Below are 17,953 nucleotides of genomic sequence, written 5' to 3' on the forward strand. Positions count from 1 at the left end.
TGTGTTTGCAGTGGATGGATCGAAAGGCCGGCGCGGGCAGCGTCAGTAGCCGCGCGTGGTGTCTACCTGGTTGAAGAGCGCGCCACCGCTGCGCATCTGGGCGATGTTGCGGGCCACCTGGCCGGCGACCACGTCGTAGGTGGCCATGGTGGCCATGTGGGGCGTGACGACCACGCCCGGCGTGGTCCACAGCGGGTGGTCCTGCGCCAGGGGCTCCTGCTCGAAGACGTCGACCACGGCGCCGCGCAACTGGCCGCTGCCCAGCGCGGCGATCAGGTCGCCCTCGACCAGGTGCTCGCCCCGGCCGCAATGGATCAGCGCCGCACCTTTGGGCAGTGCATCGAAGGTGCGGCGGCCCAGGATGCCGCGCGTCTGCTCGGTCAGCGGCAGCAGGCACACCAGCACATCGGTCTGCGCCAGGAAGGCGTCGTACTGCTCTTGCCCGGCAAAGACCTGGATGCCGGGTACCTCGCGCGCCGTACGCGCCCAGCCGCTCACGGTGTAGCCCAGCGCGGGCAGGCGCGCGGCGATCAGGCCGCCCAGCTCGCCCAGGCCCATGAGGCCGATGCGGCAGGTGGCGGCTGGCGTCTGCAGCGGGCGCTTCCATTCGCGCACACGCTGGCTGGCCAGCGCGGCATCGAGCTTGCGGTGAAAGTACAGCACGCCCCACAGCACGAACTGCAGCATGCCCTCGGCCAGCATGGGATCGACCACGCGGCACACCGGCAGGCCGCGCAGGTCCTGCCCGGCCACGACGTTGTCCACGCCGGCCGCAATGCTGTGCACGAGCTTCAGGTGGGGCATCTGTGCATACAGGTCGGGCGGCGTCTGCCAGCAGACGGCCACCTCGGCCTGCAGTGCACGCGGATCGGGCCAGGTGCACACGTCCAGGGTGGGGTCGGCCGCCTGCAGCAGGGGGCGAAGGAAGTCGAGGTTGGCGGTACGGCTCAGAAGGGCAACGGTGGTCATGACGAGGATGCGATGAGGTGCTGTGCCAGCGCGGGGTGGGCCGACATCGGGGTGGAAGGGACTTGCATGGTAGTCAAGCCGCCAGCCTGTGCTCGAAGAAATCCAGCCCCGGCATGGCCGCCAGCAGCGTGCGCGTATAGGCGTGCTGCGGGTTGCTGAAGAGCTGGCCCGGCGCGCCGCGCTCGACGATCTGGCCGCGCTGCATGACCACCACCGAGTTCGATATCTCGGCCGCCACGCGCAGGTCGTGGGTGATGAACATCATGGTCAGGTTGAGCTCGGCCTTGAGCTCGGCCAGCAAGGCCAGCACCTGCGCCTGGATGGAGACGTCGAGCGCCGACACCGCTTCGTCCGCGATCAACAGGCGTGGCTTGAGCGCCAGCGCCCGGGCAATGGAGATGCGCTGGCGCTGCCCGCCCGAGAACTCGTGCGGAAAGCGGTCGATGGCCGAGGCCCCCAGGCCCACCCGGTCGAGCAGCGCGGCAGCGGCCTTGAGCGCTTCGGCGCGTGGTGTGCCGTAGATCATGGGGCCGCGCGCAATCGCATCGCCCACCTTCTGGCGCGGGTTGAGCGAGGCGAACGGGTCCTGGAAGATGATCTGCACCTGGCGCCGGTACGCGCGCAGCGCCGCGGCATCCTGCCCCAACACGGGCTTGCCCGCAAAGGTGATGCCGCCGCTGTCGGGCTCGATCAGGCGCATCACCATGCGGCCCAGCGTGGACTTTCCCGAACCGGACTCGCCCACCACCGACACCGTCTCGCCCTCCTCGATGGCCAGGTCGATGCCGTCGGCCGCCACCACCGTGCGCGGTGGCGCGAACAGGCCCGCCTTGGAGACGAAGGTCTTCTTCAACTGCTCGATCTTGAGCAGCGGTTCGGCCTGCGCTGCGGGCCTGGCCGTGCTGCGCGCCTGGCGGCCTGGCACGGCGGCGATCAGCGCGCGGGTGTATTCGTGCTGCGGGTTGCGCAGGATGGCGTCGCGCGTGCCCTCCTCCACCACGCGGCCGTGGCGCATCACCACCACGCGGTCGGCAATGTCGGCCACCACGCCGAAGTCGTGGGTGATGAACAGCACACCCATCTTGCGCTCGGCCTGCACCTTCTGGATCAGGTCCAGGATCTGCCGCTGCGTGGTCACGTCCAGCGCCGTGGTCGGCTCGTCGGCCAGCAGCAGGCGCGGGTTGTTCAAGAGCGCCATGGCGATCATCACGCGCTGGCGCTGCCCGCCCGAGAGCTGAAAGGGGTAGCTGCGCACGATCTGCCGGGGTGATGGCAGGCCCACTGCGTCGATGATGGCGATGCAGCGCTCCTCGATGGCGGTGGCACCGAGGTGCTCGGCGTTGTGCAGTTGCAGCGCCTCGGCCACCTGCGCGCCGATGCGCTGCAACGGATTCAGGGCGCTCATGGGCTCCTGGAAGACCATGGAGATGCGCTCGCCGCGCAGCTTGCGCATCTGCGGCGGGGTCAGCCCGGTGAGGTCGGTGCCGTCGAGCAGGATGCGGCTGTTCTTGTCGATGCCCACGCGTGGCGGCAAGAGGCCCAGGATGGCGTGCGCCGTCATGGACTTGCCCGAGCCCGATTCGCCCACCAGACAGACGATCTCGTTCTCGGCGATGTCCAGAGACAGGCGGTCCACCGCATAGTTGCGGTCGCCCGAGCTGGGCAGCACGATGGACAGGCCCTGGATCGACAGCAGGGGCGCGGCGGGGTTGGTGGCGGTCGTCATTGGCGGGAGATCCTCGGGTTCAGCACGTCGTTCAGGCCTTCGCCCACGAGGTTGATGGCCAGCACGGTGAGCAGGATGGCGATGCCGGGGAAGAAGCTCATCCACCACGCCTGGCGCAGCATGGTGCGCGCTGCGCCGATCATGAAACCCCAGCTCATGAGGTTGGGATCGCCCAGGCCCATGAAGCTCAGCGCGCTCTCGATCAGGATGGCACTGGCGATGCTCAGAGAGCCCGCCACGATGATGGGCGACAGCGCATTGGGCAGGATGTAGCGCACGATGAGCGACAGCGGCGACTCGCCCTGGCAGCGCGCGGCCAGCACGAACTCGCGCTCCTTGAGCGCAAGGAACTCGCCGCGCGTCAGGCGCGCCACCTGCGGCCAGCTGACCAGCGCGATGGCCACCACCACGGTGCGGATCGAGGGCTCCAGGATGGCCACCAGCAAGATGCACAGCATGAATGCCGGAATGGTCTGGAACAGCTCGGTGAAGCGCATCAGCCACTCGCCCACGCGCCCGCCCACATAGCCCGAGAGCGAGCCCACCACCACGCCGATGATGAGCGCGACCAGGGTGGACGTGACGCCGATCATCAACGACACCCGCGTGCCGTGCGCAATGCCGGCGGCGATGTCGCGGCCCAGGCTGTCGCTGCCCAGCAGCATGCCCTCGGTCTGCGGCGGCGTGAACGGCGCGGCCACCGTGTCCCAGGGGTCGCCCGGAAAGAAGAAGGGGGCGCTGGCCGCGAGCACGATCACCGCCAGCAGGATCACCAGGCCGAGCATGCCGCTCGGGTGGCGCAGGAAGGATTTGAGGGTCTGTTTCATCGGGGTTCTCCGCGCCGCTCAGGCAGCCTGGATGCGGGGGTCGATCACGCGGTACAGCAGGTCGGTCACCCAGTTGAAGAAGATCACCAGCACCGACAGCACCAGGAACACGCCCAGCATCACCTGGTAGTCGCGCTGCAGCACGGCGTCGTAGGTCAGGCGGCCCAGGCCCGGCCAGGCGAACACGGTCTCGATCACCACCGAGCCGCCGATCAGGGTGCCGGCCTGCACGCCGGCCATGGTCACCACCGGCAGCAGCGCGTTGCGCAGCATGTGGCGCCACAGGATGCGGCCTTCGGAGGCGCCCTTGGCGCGCGCTGTCTTCACGTAGTCCTGGTGGCTCACCTCGATGATCGACGAGCGCATGAGCCGCGCATAGATCGCCAGGTAGAGCATGCCCAGGGTGAAGGCCGGCAGCGCCAGGTGCCTGAGCTTGTCCACCACGGCGGCCCAGCCGCTGATGCTGGTGCCGATGGTCTGGTAGCCGAAAGCCGGCAGCCAGCCCAGTTGCACGGAAAACAGCAGCACCAGCATCAGGCCCAGCCAGAACACCGGCGTGGCGTAGATCACCAGAGCGAGCAGGCTGATCAGCGTGTCCGACAGCTTGCCGGCGCGCACGCCGGCCAGCGCACCGAGCACCACCCCGCCCACCAGCGAGATGGCAAAGGCCGAGAGCGTGAGCAGCAGCGTGGCCGGCAGGCGCTCGGCAATGGCGCTGGCCACGGTGCGCTGCTGGCGGTGCGAGTAACCCAGGTCCAGGGTGACGATCTTGCCCAGGTAGGTGACCAGCTGCGTCGCCATGGGTTTGTCCAGGCCGTAGTCGGCGCGTACGCGTTCGAGGAAGGCCGCGTCGGTGGCGCCGGACTGCCCGGCCATCACCAGGGCCGGGTCACCGGGCGCGGCGCGCACCAGCATGAAATTGAAGATAGCGATCAGCAGGATCACCGCCACCATCTTTGCGAGCCGCACGCCGAGCGCGCCGAGGCCCTTGAGCCATTGAAGATTCATAAGTCATGCCCGGGCGCCGGGCGCGGCACACTGCCACGCCCGTGTCCCATCAGCCCTTGAAATAGACCGTGTCGAAGCTCTCGTGGATGCCGATGGCACTCGTCACCAGGTTCTGCAGGCGCTTGTCGTGGATGGTGGGGAAGTCCATCTCCACCAGCCAGGCGATGGGCACCTCGTCGACGATGATCTTCTGCATCTCGCTGTAGAGCGCGCCGCGCTTGGCCTCGTCCACCTCCACTGCGGCCTGGTCGGCCAGCTTGTCGACCTGGGCGTTGGAGTAGCCCACCGTGTTGGTGAACAGGATCTTGCGGATGTTGGAGGTCACGTAGTTGCGCGTGACGCCCAAGGCCGGGTCCCCGAACTGGTACAGCCACGAGAGGTTGAGCTCGTAGTCCCAGTTGCTGATGCGCTGCGTGTAGCTGCCCGGATCGGTGGATTCCAGCGTGACGGCGATGCCCACCTTGGCCAGCGACTGGCGGATGTACTCGCAGGTGCGCTGCACCATCTCGCCGTAGGGCGAGACCGGCAGGCGCACGGTGGTACGCACGCCCTTGGCGTCGGGCTTGAGGCCCATCTCGTCGAGCAGGGCCTTGGCCTTGTCGATGGAGAAATCGTACTTCTTGACGTTGGGTTCGTAGTACTTGGTCTTGGAGTTCACCGGGCCGGTGGCGACCTTGCCGAAGCCGTAGAGGATCTTGTCCTTGATGAAATTGCGGTCGATGGCGTGCATCACCGCCTGGCGAAAGCGCTTGTCGTTCAGCGGTGCCGTGCGGTTGTTGATCTCCAGCCACATGATGGGCGCGAAGTACTCATAGCCCTTGGTGGTGACGGCCAGGTTGTCCTTCTTGGCCAGGCGGTTGGCGTCGAACAGCTCCAGGTCGGTCCACTGCGTGAGCTGCACGGTGCCGTTTTCGAGCGCCAGGGCGCGCGATGCACCATCGGGCACCACGCGGTAGATGATGGCGTCCAGGTAGGGCAGGCCGGGCTTGAAGTAATTTTCGTTGCGCACCAGGTGGATGTGCGAGCCGCGCACCCATTCCTTGAGCTTGAACGGGCCCGAGCCGATGGGGTTGAGGTTGGCCGGGTTCTTGACGATGTCGGTGCCGGCATAGATGTGCTTGGGCATGACCGGCAGGTTGGAGATGTCGAAGGCGCCGATGAAGGGGCCGAAGGGCTCCGTCAGCTTGAAGACCACGGTCTGCGCATCGGGCGCGGTGATGGACTCGCAGCGGCCGAAGATGGCCTTGGCGCGCGGGTGCGTGATGGGCAGGAACTCCTTGACGGTGTAGAGCACGTCCTCGGACGTGAGGGGCTTGCCGTCGTGCCACTTGGCATTGGGTTCGAGCTTGAAGGTGTAGGTCTTGCCGTCGCTCGAGATGGTCCAGCTCCTGGCCAGGCTGGGCATGGGCTTGAGGTTGACGTCGTAGGTCAGCAGGCTCAGGAAGATCTTGCCCGAGACCATCTGCGTGGGCGTGAGCTGGCTCACCGCGAGGTTCAGGATCGGCGGCTCGGGCTGCACGATGGAGTTGAGCGTGCCGCCGCGCGTCTGGCCGTGCGCTGCGGTGATACCCAGCGGAAACTCTGCCAGGCCCAGGGCGCCGGTCGCAAGCAGGTACTTGTGGAACTCACGTTTGTTCATGCTGATCCTCAGGGGGTTGGACGTGGACTGCCGCACGGGTTGCGCGGTGTGTTGATCGCGAATTCAGTGTAGGCAGCCGGCCCCGCCAAGGCGGCGCGTTTCGAGCCGAGTTCTGTTTCGCTTGGGCCATCCTTGCGATGGCTTGACGGCGGGACTTGCGCGCGTCACAGTCCGCTGCATTGCTTTGGCGCGCTTCTTGCGTGCCGAGAGGGAGTGATGAACAACAGCTTGACCACCGCCCGCAGCGTCGTTTTCCAGGACTACCAGGACATCCCGAGGCCGGTCTCCATGATCATCGTGGAGCACGACCCCGAGCCGTCGATGATCGTTCCCCGGCATTCGCACCCGCGCGCGCAACTGGCCTATTCGGTCAAGGGCACGTTCGCCCTGCACACCGAAGAAGGCGCCTGGCTCGTGCCGCCCAACCGCGCCGTGTGGGTGCCCGGCGGGGTGGAGCACGAGATGCATGCGCGCGGCCAGGCGGTATCCAACCGCTCGCTTTACATCCAGCCCGACGCCTCTCCCGACCTGCCCATCGAGTGCTGCGTGATCGAAGTGTCGCCGCTGATGCGCCACCTCATCATCGAGGCCATCGACATCCCCCTGCTTTACGACGAGGCGGGCCGCGACGGCCGCGTGATGCGCCTGATCCTCGACGAGATCTGCGGCGCCCCCAAGATCCCGCTGCACGTGCCCATGCCGCGCGATGCGCGCCTGCTGCGCATCTGCCGGGCGTTGCTGGCCGACCCCAGCCACGACGGCGACATCGAGTACTGGGCGCACCATGGCGCCCTGGGCCGGCGCACGCTCACGCGGCTGTTCCGCGACCAGACCGGCATCACCTTCACGCTGTGGCGTCAGCAGGTGCGCCTGATGGAGGCGCTGCGCCGCCTGTCATCGGGCACGCCCGTCACCACGGTGGCCTTCGACCTGGGCTACGAGAGCCCCAGTGCCTTCTCGGCCATGTTCCGCCGCGTGATGGGAAAGACGCCGCGCCACTACCTGGGGCGCAGCGACATGGACCTGGATTGACACCCTGAAGTGGTGCAGTCCGTTCAGTGGATGCACCATGAAAGTCAAAAATCCCCGCATGGCCAGCACCATTCGGGGATTTTTTCTGCCCAGCCAGCCAACTTCAGCCCAGGCGGTTGACCCCGCACCAGCGCGCCATGAAGACCGCGAGCACCGCGACCGTCTGCACCATGCTGTCGATGGAAACCCACTCGTCGATGCCGTGGATGTTGGCACCGCCCGAGGGGCCGTAGCAGATGGCCGGGGTGTCGCCGTAGAGGTTGAAGAACTTGGCGTCGGTGGTGCCGGTGAAAGCCGTGGGCACCAGTTCCGTGCCCACGATGTCCTTGTGGCATTGCGAGATGGCCACGACGATGGGCGCATCGGGCGGCACGTCGCAGCCGTCGGCCTGGAAGCCGCCATAGACCACCTGGTAGCTCAGCGCAGCGTGCGCCGGGTGGGCAGCATAGGCGGCGGCCAGCACGGCCTCGATCTCTGCCTTGGCCTTGCCGACCTTCATGTCGGGATAGAAGCCGATGCGCACGTCGGCCCGGCAGGCGGAGGGCACGGACGACGCCCATTCGCCGCCGCTGATCTTGCCCAGGTTGAAGTTCACCGGGTGCTGGTGGTGCGCATAGCTGCGGTAGCGCGCGCTGGGCGCGTTCCAGCGCGCTTCGAGCTTCTTGAGTTCACCGAACAGGTACATGGTGAAGTCGATGGCGCCCACGCCGGTCTGTGCCACAGAGGCGTGCACGGGCTTGCCCAGCACCTCGATGGCCAGCCACAGCACACCCATCTGGCAGGTCATGACGCCGTTGTCCGCCACCGGCTCGGTGATCACCGCGGCGTCCGCTCGGTAGCCCTCCACCAGGCAGGCCAGCGCACCGTTGCCGGTGCATTCCTCTTCGATCACCGACTGGAAGTACACCGGCGAGGCAGGTTCCAGGCCCATGGACCTGAGCGCCTTGTAGGCCATGGTGTAGGCCACGATGCCGGCCTTCATGTCCGACGCGCCGCGCCCGTAGAGGCGGTCCCCCTCGACCCGGCCGGAGAACGGTGAGCCGGTCCACAGCACTTCGGCGCCCGTGGGCACCACGTCGATGTGGCCGTTGAAGATCAGCGAGTTGCCCTTGAACGGGCCGCTGGGGCGGTGGATGCCCACCACGTTGGTGCGCCCCTCGTACGAGACCAGGGAGGGCGAGTAGCCGGGGTGGGCCTTGAGTTTCTCCTCGTCGATCTGGAACTCGTCCACCTGCAGACCCAGGCCGGCGAAAGCCCTGGCCATGAAGCTCTGCGCACTCTGCTCCTGGCCCAGCAGCGAGGGGTGGGTGACCAGTTCGCTGAGCATGGCGACGGCTTCGCCGCGCAGCGCGTGGGCGGCGGCAACGATGGCGGTTTCGCTCGCCACGAATTCAGGGGTGGTGGTGGTTTCTTGCATGGAAACCATTCTTTCACCGGGCCAGCGGGCGCGTTGTTCAGAACGGGCCGCGCACTGTCGCAATCGCGCCGATCTGAAAAGCGTCAATGCGCTTGCGCCAGCGCCCACGCCACATGCTCACGCACCAGCGCGCTCTCATGCCCGGCGCGCGACTGCAGCGCGCTGCGCAGGCCCTCGTCGTCGGGCTGCGCACGCAGGGCATTGCCCAGCGATACGGCCACGTTGCGCAGCCAGCGTTCATGGCCGATGCGGCGGATGGGCCCTCCCTCGGTCATGCGCAGAAAAGTGGCCTCGTCCCAGCCGAACAGATGCACCAGCTGCTGGCCCGACAGGCCGCTGCGCTCGTCGAAATCGGGCAGGCGGCTCACCTGCGCGAACTTGTTCCAGGGGCAGGCTAGCTGGCAATCGTCGCAGCCGTAGATGCGGTTGCCCATGGCCGCGCGGAACTCCACGGGGATGGGGCCGCCGTGCTCGATGGTCAGGTAGGAGATGCAGCGGCGCGCGTCGATGCGGTGCGGGGCGATGATGGCCTGCGTGGGGCAGATGGCTATGCAGGCGCTGCAGCTGCCGCAGTGCGCGGTGACGGGTGCGCTCTCGGGCAACTGCATGTCCACGTAGATTTCGCCCAGGAAGAACATCGAGCCCGCCTCGCGGTTGAGCACCAGCGTGTGCTTGCCGCGCCAGCCCTGGCCGCTGCGCGCAGCGAGCTCGGCCTCGAGCACGGGTGCCGAGTCGGTGAACACACGGTGGCCGAACGGGCCCACGGCCTCGGCGATGCGGTCGCTGAGCTTTTGCAGCCGCGCGCGCAGCACCTTGTGGTAGTCGCGGCCCCGGGCATAGACCGAGACAATGCCCTCACCCGGGCGCGCCAGGCGCGACAGCTCCATCGCCTGCCAGTCGTCCATGGACTTGCCGCGCGGCAGATAATCCATGCGTGCCGTGATCACGCTCACGGTGCCGGGCACCAGCTCCGCCGGGCGGGCGCGGCGGGTGCCGTGGGAGGCCATGTAATGCATCTCGCCATGGAACCCTTGGGCCAGCCACTGCACCAACCCTGCTTCGGCGGCAGACAAATCCACCCCCGCCACGCCGATTTGGGAAAATCCCAGCTCGCGGGCCCACTCCTGCATTTGAGGAACGAGTTGACTGTTGCACCACATACCGGCCCGATTGTAGAAAGCCCCGCGCTCCCGGCCGCGCAGGAAAGCCCTCGCACGCAAAGCCCTCGCATCTGGCACTGGCACGGCGAGGACGACACCGCCGCCTTCGCGCAGGCGCTGGCCGCCCAGCAACCCTTGCTGGCCAACGCCTTCCTCACCCTGCACGGCGACCTGGGCGCGGGCAAGACCACGCTGGTGCGCCACCTGCTGCGTGCTTTGGGGGTGCAAGGCCGCATCAAGAGCCCCACCTACGCCGTGGTGGAGCCGCACGAGGCCCCGGGCCTGGCCCCGCACGCCACCACGGTCTGGCACTTCGACTTCTACCGCTTCGACGACCCGCGCGAGTGGGAGGACGCCGGATTCAGGGACATTTTTGCCAACCCGGGCCTCAAGGTGGCAGAATGGCCGGAAAAGGCTGCAGCGCTGACCCCGCCTGCCGACCTTGCTATACACATTGAAGCAATTGACGACACCGAAAGGCAAGTCACCGTGCATGCACACACCGCCGCCGGCCACCGGCTGCTGCAAGGACTCTGAACGAATGAAGCTGCCCGCCCGCCCGGCGCCCCGCCAGCCGTCTCGCCGCACCCTGCTGCAGACGGGCAGCCTGGTACTTTTGCTGGGCACACAGCAGATCGCGCGCGGCGCCACCATCCTGGCAGTGCGCGTCTGGCCTGCCCCCGAGTACACGCGCGTGACCATCGAATCCGATGGCAAGCTGGTGGCCAAACAGTTCTTCGTGACCACGCCGCCGCGCCTGGCTGTGGATATCGAGGGCATCGACCTGAGCCCCGAGCTGCGCGAGCTGGTGGCCAAGGTCAAGCCCGACGACCCGAACATCGCTGGTATCCGCGTAGGCCAGAACGCGCCCAACGTGGTGCGCCTGGTGGTGGACCTGAAACAGCCCGCCATGCCCCAGGTGTTCACCCTGCCCCCGGTGGCCGCCTACCAGCACCGCCTGGTGTTCGACCTGTACCCTGCCGAGCCCGTGGACCCGCTGGAGGCCCTGATCGCCGAGCGCCTGCGCGATACCACGGGTGGCCGTGCAGCGCCCCCCGTGGCCGCCGCTGCCGTGCGCCCCCCTGCCGCCGCACTTGCGACGGCCCCGGCCCCGCAGGCCGACCCCCTGGGAGACCTGATCGCCCAGCACGCCAACCGCCCCGGCCCGGCCCCCGCCCCGCCGCCAGCTGCGGCGGAGCCGCCTGCGCCTGTGGTGGCAGCCGCCCCGCCGGCCAAAGGCGGCGGCAACCGCGCCACGTCCACGCAGACCGACCGCATCATCATCGTGGCACTGGACCCCGGGCACGGCGGCGAGGACCCCGGCGCCATCGGGCCCGGTGGCACGCGCGAGAAGGACGTGGTGCTGCGCGTGGCCCACCTGCTGCGCGACCGCATCAACGCCACCACCGTGGGCGGCAACCCCATGCGCGCCTTCCTCACGCGCGACGGCGACTTCTTCGTGCCCCTGGGCACGCGCGTGGAAAAGGCCCGCCGCGTGCAGGCCGACCTGTTCGTGAGCATCCACGCCGACGCCTTCACCACGCCGGCGGCACGCGGCGCCAGCGTGTTCGCGCTGAGCCAGAGCGGCGCATCGAGCACGGCCGCGCGCTGGCTGGCCAACAAGGAGAACCAGGCCGACCTGGTGGGCGGCCTGAACGTGCAGAGCCAGGACCGCCATGTGCAGCGCATGCTGCTGGACATGAGCACCACGGCGCAAATCAACGACAGCCTGAAACTCGGCAGCGTGCTGCTGGGCGAGATCGGCAACATGGCCAAGCTGCACAAGCCGCGCGTGGAACAGGCCGGCTTTGCCGTGCTCAAGGCGCCCGACATCCCCAGCGTGCTGGTGGAAACCGCCTTCATCAGCAACCCCGAGGAAGAGGCCAAGCTGCGCAGCAGCGCCTACCAAGTGCAACTGGCCGACGCGCTGATGCGCGGCATCACCCGCTACTTCGCCAAGAACCCGCCGCTGGCGCGCAGCCGCTCGGTGTAGTCGATTGCCCTCTTCAGCAGTGCGTGGCTTGCCTCATGCAGCCTTCGCAGGCACAGTGGGAGCCACGGCCCCACGACAACGGTGAAGGAGAAGAACCATGGCACTGCCCCACGCACAATCCGGAGAAGTGGCCAGCGTGCGCCCCCTGGGCGCGCAACTGGCCAGCGCCACCACCTCGGCCATCCTCAAGGCCGGCCAGCTGGAGGTGATGCGCGTGGTGCTGCCCGCAGGCAAGGCCATGCGCGAGCACCAGACCCAGGGCGAGGCCACCGTGCAGTGCCTGGAAGGCGCCGTGGAGTTCCACGCCGGCGATTCGGTGCAGCTGCTGCAGCCTGGCGACTTCGTGCACCTGGCACCGCGCTCGCCACATGCACTCAAGGCGGTCAAGGACTCGTCGGTGCTGCTGACGATCTGCCTGCTGCCGGGCTGAGTTCAGGAAAGCCGGAAGACACTCACGATCTCGGCCAGGCGCGCCGCCTGGTGCTTGAGGCTGTCGGCTGCGGCAGCGCTCTGCTCCACCAGCGCGGCGTTCTGCTGCGTGACCTGGTCGAGTTGGGTCACGGCCTCGCCGACCTGGCCGATGCCGATGGTCTGCTCGCCCGTGGCGCTGGAGATCTCGGCGATCAGATCGCTCACGCGCTTGACCTGGGTGACGATGTCCTCCATGCCCGCGCCCGCGTCGGCCACCAGCCGCGTGCCGCTGTCCACGCGTTCGGCACTGGCGCCGATCAGGGACTTGATCTCCTTGGCGGCTTCGGCGCTGCGGCCCGCCAGGCTGCGCACCTCGCTGGCCACCACGGCAAAGCCCCGGCCCTGTTCGCCCGCACGGGCCGCTTCCACGGCTGCGTTGAGCGCCAGGATGTTGGTCTGGAAGGCGATGCCGTCGATGACGCTGATGATGTCGGTGATCTTTTTCGACGAGGCCGAGATGTCCTGCATGGTGGCCACTACCTGGCCCACCACCTCGCCGCCCTTGACGGCCGCCTCGGACGCTGTGCCGGCCAGCGTGGCGGCCTTGCGGGCGGTGTCGGCATTGTTCTTCACGGTGCTGGTGATCTCCTCCATCGAGGCGGCCGTCTCTTCGAGATTGCTGGCCTGCTCCTCGGTGCGCTGGCTCAGGTCGGCGTTGCCCATGGCGATCTCGCTGGAGCCGGTGGCGATGGAGTCGCTGCTCTGGCGCACGGCGCCCACGATGCGCACCAGCGAGGTCTGCATGTGCTGCATGGCCTGCATCATCTCGGCCACCTCGCCACGCCCCTGCACGGCTATGTGCTGCGACAGGTCGCCCTCGCCGATGCTGCGCGCCACCACGGCCACCCCGTGCAGTGAAGCGCGGATGCGCCGCACCACCACCCAGGACAGCAGCATCAGCAGCGCGAGACCCACCACGCCAGCCACCAGCACCGTGGTGCGGTAGGAGCGGATCAGGCCGGAAGCCTCGGCGGCCTGGTCGGCCGAACGCTGGACCTGATAGGCCACCATCTTGTCGGCCACCGCGTTGTACTGGTTGACCACCGGGACAAAGGTGGACAGGGCAAACGCCTTGGCCGCCGCCATATCCCCGCCTTTCTTGATCGCCAGGGATTTGTCACGCGCTTCCAGGTAGGGTTTGCGCACCGTGGCCAGTTCCTCCTGGATGCGCAGGCCCTCGGGGCTGGTCTCCAGTTCGGTGTAGCGCTTTTGCACCTGCGAGGTGTCGGCCGTGGTGGCTGCGATCAGGTCCTTGAAGAAGTTCTGCAGATCGTCGCCATCGGATTGCACGACCGAGAACACCCGCGTGGAATTGACTGCAATGTTGCTGCGCCAGCGCAGCGCCAGTTGCAGGCGCTCCACCTGCTCACTGGCCAGGTGGTCCACCGTGGCACCCAGGTGCTGCACACGCACCAGGCTGAGCGCCAGCACAACGATGAGCACGGCCGCCGCCAGGGCCACGACCAGGCTGATCTGCTGGGCCACCGTGAGTTGGCCTCCCCGGGTGCTGTGGCTGCCGGGTGAGGGAAGTGCGGGGTTGCCCATGGTGTGTCTCCTTGCTTGTTATGGCCGCGTTGGCGGCAGCAGTCTTCTGCTGGAATGAGCGCAGCATAACCCTCCCCCGGCACCACCTGGCCATCGACAAGTGCCTCGCGTGCACAATTTTTGGGGACACGGCACCCGGACAGGGTCCTACAGCCGCTGCCCCCGGGTACCTACACCGCAAAAACGCCTGGCGCGTGACAGTAGAGGCACAGGTCGAACACCGAAAGCCCACGGGTTTTTGAACTTCAAGGCCTGACTCCACCCACCGCAAAGGAATCCCGCCATGACCAATACCCTTCGAACCCTTCTCGTCGCCGCTTCCGCCACCGCCGCCCTGACCATGGGCGGTTGCGCCTCCAACCCCACCAACGCACAGGTCGGCACCGGTGTCGGTGCCGTGGTCGGCGGTGCAGCCGGCAACGCCATCTTCGGTGGCCCGGTGGGCACCATCGGCGGTGCCGCCGCCGGCGCCTTGGTGGGCCACGAAATCGGTGAAGACCGCGACCAACGCCACTACTATCGCCGTTGATCTGGAGGGCTGAACCACAGCCCCGACCATGCAAAAAGCGCCGCCATCTCGCGATGGGCGGCGCTTTGCGCATGGGGGCAATGGATCAGGCCATAGCCTTGGCCTTGCGCCCGGCCCGCCAGGCACCAAAAATCGCGATCAGCCCGGGAATGAAGATCATGGCCCAGATGATCTTGTCCAGGTTCTCCTTGACCCAGGCGAAGCTGCCGAAGAAGTAGCCTGCCGTGGCGATGCCCAGCACCCACAGCAGCGCGCCGCCCACGTTGAACGCCGTGAACTTGCTGCGCGACATTTCGGCCACGCCGGCCACGAAGGGCGCGAAGGTGCGGATGAAGGGCATGAAGCGCGCGATCACGATGGTGACGCCGCCGTAGCGCTCATAGAACTCATGGGCCTGGTTGAACGCCCGGCGGTTGAACCAGCGCGAATCCTCCCACTGGAAGACCTTGGGCCCGAAATAGCGGCCTATGGAGTAGTTGCACTGGTCCCCGAGGATGGCGGCCACGACCAGCACCGCACAGGCCAGCGGAAAGTTCATGAGCCCCGCACCGCACAGCGCGCCCACGATGAACAGCAGCGAGTCGCCGGGCAGGAAGGGCATGACCACCACGCCCGTCTCGACGAAGACGATGATGAACAGCAGCGCATAGACCCAGGGCCCGTAGTTCTGCACGAACATCTCGAGGTACTTGTCCACGTGCAGGATGAAGTCGATCAGGAAGGTGATGAGTTCCATGGGGTCCGGGGCTGTTGAGGGCAGCGCGCATTATCCCCACCGGCATCCAGCCCCTGCCGGCAAGTCCCCACGGCAACCGGACCTAAAATCCGCAGGGTGACCTCCAACGCCCTTCCCTCCCCCGCAGCCGAACCCTCCGCCCGCCGTCCCATCCGCGACCTGCCCGACGAGCTGATCAGCCAGATCGCGGCCGGCGAGGTGGTCGAGCGCCCCGCTTCCGTCGTGCGCGAGCTGGTGGACAACGCGCTGGACGCGGGTGCCACGCAGGTCACCGTACGGCTGTCGGCCGGTGGCGTGCGCCTGATCACGGTGGAGGACGATGGCGGCGGCATTCCGCAGGACGAGCTGCCGGTGGCCCTGCGCCGCCACGCCACGAGCAAGATCACCAACCTCACGGACCTGGAGACCGTGGCCACCATGGGCTTTCGCGGCGAGGCCCTGGCCGCCGTGGCCTCGGTGTCCGAGATGTCGCTGCTGTCGCGCCCGGCCAGCCAGGCCACGGCCTTTCTGCTTGATGCGCGCAGCGGCGAGCTGCGCCCTGCGGCACGCGCCACCGGCACCACGGTGGAGGTCAAGGAATTGTTCTTTTCCACCCCCGCGCGGCGCAAGTTCCTCAAGACCGACTCCACGGAGCTCGCGCACTGCATCGAATCCGTGCGCCGCCATGCGCTGGCCCGGCCCGACGTGGGCTTTGCCATCTGGCACGAGGGCAAGCTGGTCGAGCAGTGGCGCGCCACCTTCGTGCCGGGCCAGGGCAGCGATGCGCAGGATGCGCTGGCAAGGCGCCTGTCCGACGTGCTGGGCGAGGACTTCGTGACCCAATCGGTGGCCGTGCAGCACCGCTCGGGCGCGGTTACCGTGACCGGCCGCGCCGGCCTGCCCGACGCGGCACGCTCGCGCGCAGACCACCAGTATTGCTATGTGAACGGCCGCTTCGTGCGCGACAAGGTGCTTACGCACGCGGCACGCAGCGCTTACGAGGATGTGCTGCACGGCCACAAGCAGCCGGTGTATGCGCTGTACGTGGAGATCGACCCGGCCCGCGTGGACGTGAACGTGCACCCCACCAAGATCGAGGTGCGCTTTCGTGACAGCCGCGAGGTGCACCAGGCCGTGCGCCATGCTGTGGAAAATGCCCTGGCCGCCCCGCGCGCCGCCGCATTGGCCGCTGCCGCCCTGGCCGCAGAAACGGCACCGGCAGCCACCGAACAAGCCCCCTTCACCCTGGCCAGGACACCGCTGCCCGACTGGCGCGCCCAGTCGGCCATGCGCTTCGAGGAGCCCGTGGGCCACCGCGTGACAGACCTGCAGGCGTTGTGGGGCACGCCGGCAACCGCCACCCCGGTCCCGTCCACCGGCTTCGCCAGTGCAGCACTGCAGGCCGATGCGCCGGTCGCCGAGCGCACGGCATTCCCTGCCAGCAGCCTTGCAGCGGCAGCACCTGCGACACCGCTGCCCCAGCGCTCGGCGGGCGATGCCCCCCTGCCCGTGGGCCGCGATGGCCAGGAAGCCGCCTGGCCCCTGGGCCGGGCCGTGGCGCAGTTGCATGGTGTCTACATCCTGGCCGAGAACGCGCAGGGCATGGTCATCGTGGACATGCACGCCGCGCACGAGCGCATCGTCTATGAGCGCCTGAAATCCCAGGTGGACAGCGGTGCGCGCATTGCCAGCCAGCCCCTCTTGATCCCCGCCACCTTCGCGGCCACGCCCGAAGAGGTGGCCACGGCCGAGGCCAGCGTGGACGTGTTGGCCATGCTGGGCCTGGAGGTGGTGCCCTTCTCGCCCAAGACGCTGGCCGTGCGCGCCGTGCCCACCACGCTGGCCCAGGGCGACGCAGTGGAGCTGGCGCGCAGCGTGCTGGCCGAGCTGGCCGCGCACGACGCCACCACGGTGGTGCAGCGCGCGCGCAACGAGATCCTGGGCACCATGGCCTGCCATGGCGCGGTGCGCGCCAACCGCCGGCTCACCATCGACGAGATGAACGCCCTGCTGCGCCAGATGGAAACCACCGACCGTTCGGACCAGTGCAACCATGGCCGCCCCACCTGGCGCCAGCTGTCCATGCGCGAGCTGGACGCGCTGTTCCTGCGCGGGCGCTAGCCGCCGACTGCATAGCCAAGGAGCATGCCGCAAGGGCGCGCTTCTCAGCCAACATACGACCAACATGCGCAACCTCCAAGCACCTGCGGGCCTCGCCCGCCTTCCCAGCCGAGCCCGCCAATGGGGCACTGCTGCCGCCCTGGCCATCGTGCTGCCGGCAGAGGCCGGACGCCCCCTGAGCGTGGACGATGCGGGCGTTGCAGAACAGGCAGGAGGCCAGTTGGAAGCGTGGTGGGAAGGAGGCCGCGGCACAAAGGGCAACGCCTACCTCGCCCCAGCCTATTCGCCCAGGCAGGGCGTGGAGCTGGGCGCCGTGCTGGCGCGCGACTTCGAGGGCCACGCCACAGTGCAGGGACTGCAGGTCAAATGGTTGTGGAATGCGTCGCAGGAGCAGGGATGCAACGCCGCCAGCACGGGCGGCCTGCTGCACACCCGCCACGCACCCGGCAACACCCTGGCCCTGGGCCTGGTAGGCACCTGCAATACGGCCTGGGGCGCCCTGCATGCCAACCTGGGTGCCCTGCGGCTACCAGCGCGGCACTGGATTCCCGCCTGGGGCTTTGCGGTGGAGCGCGCCTTGGGGCCCATCACCGTGCACGCCGAAGCCTTTGGCCAGCGCGGCAGCGCCCCCACCTTCCAGACAGGGGCCCGGTGGGAGTGGGCACCGCAGTGGCAAATCGACGGCAGCCTGGGCCGACAGCAGGGCCGCACGCTGCTGAGCATGGGTATCCAGCGCGGTTTCTGAGGGTTCGCCCGCGCAGAAAAAAGCCCGCACGCGGCGGGCTCAGGGCAAAAGCAACA

At 68.0% G+C, this 17,953-nt stretch carries 16 protein-coding genes; 7 read left to right on the top strand and 9 right to left on the bottom strand.

What is annotated here, in order from left to right; all coding sequences use genetic code 11:
• Positions 1-42 precede the first annotated feature (42 nt).
• The 5 genes from ACSQ3Y_RS25960 to ACSQ3Y_RS25980 all read right to left on the bottom strand — a co-directional run bounded on the left by ACSQ3Y_RS25960 (position 43) and on the right by ACSQ3Y_RS25980 (position 6,169).
• On the bottom strand, positions 43-969 hold the full coding sequence (locus tag ACSQ3Y_RS25960; RefSeq protein WP_427999747.1) for a 2-hydroxyacid dehydrogenase: 927 nt from the start codon (positions 967-969) through the stop codon (positions 43-45).
• 73 nt (positions 970-1,042) lie between these two features.
• Positions 1,043-2,695 (bottom strand): ABC transporter ATP-binding protein, encoded by a 1,653-nt coding sequence (locus ACSQ3Y_RS25965; protein ID WP_057202218.1) that lies wholly within the window; start codon positions 2,693-2,695, stop codon positions 1,043-1,045.
• The gene (locus ACSQ3Y_RS25970; RefSeq protein WP_057202217.1) at positions 2,692-3,522 is read right to left on the bottom strand and encodes an ABC transporter permease; all 831 of its coding nucleotides are present in this window, start codon (positions 3,520-3,522) and stop codon (positions 2,692-2,694) included. Before ACSQ3Y_RS25970 ends, ACSQ3Y_RS25965 begins: the two co-directional genes overlap by 4 nt.
• A gap of 18 nt (positions 3,523-3,540) precedes the next feature.
• Complete coding sequence (locus ACSQ3Y_RS25975; RefSeq protein WP_057202216.1) at positions 3,541-4,530, bottom strand: ABC transporter permease; 990 nt, start codon at positions 4,528-4,530, stop codon at positions 3,541-3,543.
• Between the two features lie 49 nt (positions 4,531-4,579).
• Positions 4,580-6,169, bottom strand: coding sequence for an ABC transporter substrate-binding protein (locus ACSQ3Y_RS25980; protein WP_436179327.1), 1,590 nt, complete (start codon positions 6,167-6,169; stop codon positions 4,580-4,582).
• A 216-nt stretch (positions 6,170-6,385) separates the two neighbouring features.
• Between ACSQ3Y_RS25980 and ACSQ3Y_RS25985 the strand changes: the two genes are divergently transcribed.
• Positions 6,386-7,201, top strand: a complete 816-nt coding sequence (locus ACSQ3Y_RS25985) for an AraC family transcriptional regulator (protein ID WP_436179328.1) — start codon at positions 6,386-6,388, stop codon at positions 7,199-7,201.
• A gap of 103 nt (positions 7,202-7,304) precedes the next feature.
• Here the strand turns inward: ACSQ3Y_RS25985 and ACSQ3Y_RS25990 are convergent, their stop codons facing one another.
• Complete coding sequence (locus ACSQ3Y_RS25990) at positions 7,305-8,618, bottom strand: ArgE/DapE family deacylase (protein WP_057202213.1); 1,314 nt, start codon at positions 8,616-8,618, stop codon at positions 7,305-7,307.
• A gap of 83 nt (positions 8,619-8,701) precedes the next feature.
• Entirely contained in the window at positions 8,702-9,748 is a 1,047-nt protein-coding gene (queG, locus tag ACSQ3Y_RS25995; protein WP_200961109.1) for a tRNA epoxyqueuosine(34) reductase QueG, read from the bottom strand.
• Positions 9,749-9,760: 12 nt separating this feature from the next.
• Between queG and tsaE the strand changes: the two genes are divergently transcribed.
• The 3 genes from tsaE (at position 9,761) to ACSQ3Y_RS26010 (ending at position 12,201) form a co-directional block, all read left to right on the top strand.
• Positions 9,761-10,315, top strand: a complete 555-nt coding sequence (gene tsaE, locus ACSQ3Y_RS26000) for a tRNA (adenosine(37)-N6)-threonylcarbamoyltransferase complex ATPase subunit type 1 TsaE (protein ID WP_057268202.1) — start codon at positions 9,761-9,763, stop codon at positions 10,313-10,315.
• Positions 10,316-10,319: 4 nt separating this feature from the next.
• Positions 10,320-11,771: an N-acetylmuramoyl-L-alanine amidase gene (locus tag ACSQ3Y_RS26005; RefSeq protein ID WP_057268182.1), complete on the top strand. Its 1,452-nt coding sequence runs from the start codon at positions 10,320-10,322 to the stop codon at positions 11,769-11,771.
• Positions 11,772-11,868: 97 nt separating this feature from the next.
• The gene (locus tag ACSQ3Y_RS26010; protein ID WP_057268183.1) at positions 11,869-12,201 is read left to right on the top strand and encodes a cupin domain-containing protein; all 333 of its coding nucleotides are present in this window, start codon (positions 11,869-11,871) and stop codon (positions 12,199-12,201) included.
• Positions 12,202-12,203: 2 nt separating this feature from the next.
• On the opposite strand, the gene ACSQ3Y_RS26015 is transcribed toward ACSQ3Y_RS26010, so the two are convergent.
• The gene (locus ACSQ3Y_RS26015) at positions 12,204-13,787 is read right to left on the bottom strand and encodes a methyl-accepting chemotaxis protein (RefSeq protein WP_436179329.1); all 1,584 of its coding nucleotides are present in this window, start codon (positions 13,785-13,787) and stop codon (positions 12,204-12,206) included.
• 283 nt (positions 13,788-14,070) lie between these two features.
• Between ACSQ3Y_RS26015 and ACSQ3Y_RS26020 the strand changes: the two genes are divergently transcribed.
• Positions 14,071-14,316 carry a glycine zipper 2TM domain-containing protein gene (locus ACSQ3Y_RS26020; RefSeq protein ID WP_436179330.1) on the top strand — a complete coding sequence of 82 codons (246 nt, stop codon included), beginning with the start codon at positions 14,071-14,073 and terminating at the stop codon, positions 14,314-14,316.
• Positions 14,317-14,401: 85 nt separating this feature from the next.
• On the opposite strand, the gene ACSQ3Y_RS26025 is transcribed toward ACSQ3Y_RS26020, so the two are convergent.
• Positions 14,402-15,052, bottom strand: coding sequence for a DedA family protein (locus tag ACSQ3Y_RS26025; protein ID WP_436179331.1), 651 nt, complete (start codon positions 15,050-15,052; stop codon positions 14,402-14,404).
• A 96-nt stretch (positions 15,053-15,148) separates the two neighbouring features.
• On the opposite strand from ACSQ3Y_RS26025, the gene mutL reads away from it, so the two are divergent.
• Both mutL and ACSQ3Y_RS26035 read left to right on the top strand, forming a co-directional pair.
• Positions 15,149-17,152: a DNA mismatch repair endonuclease MutL gene (gene mutL / locus ACSQ3Y_RS26030; RefSeq protein ID WP_436179332.1), complete on the top strand. Its 2,004-nt coding sequence runs from the start codon at positions 15,149-15,151 to the stop codon at positions 17,150-17,152.
• 64 nt (positions 17,153-17,216) lie between these two features.
• Entirely contained in the window at positions 17,217-17,897 is a 681-nt protein-coding gene (locus tag ACSQ3Y_RS26035; protein WP_436179333.1) for a hypothetical protein, read from the top strand.
• The last annotated feature ends 56 nt before the right edge of the window (positions 17,898-17,953 follow it).

Source organism: Acidovorax sp. LjRoot66 (assembly GCF_964253305.1).
Taxonomy (GTDB): Bacteria; Pseudomonadota; Gammaproteobacteria; order Burkholderiales; family Burkholderiaceae_C; genus Acidovorax.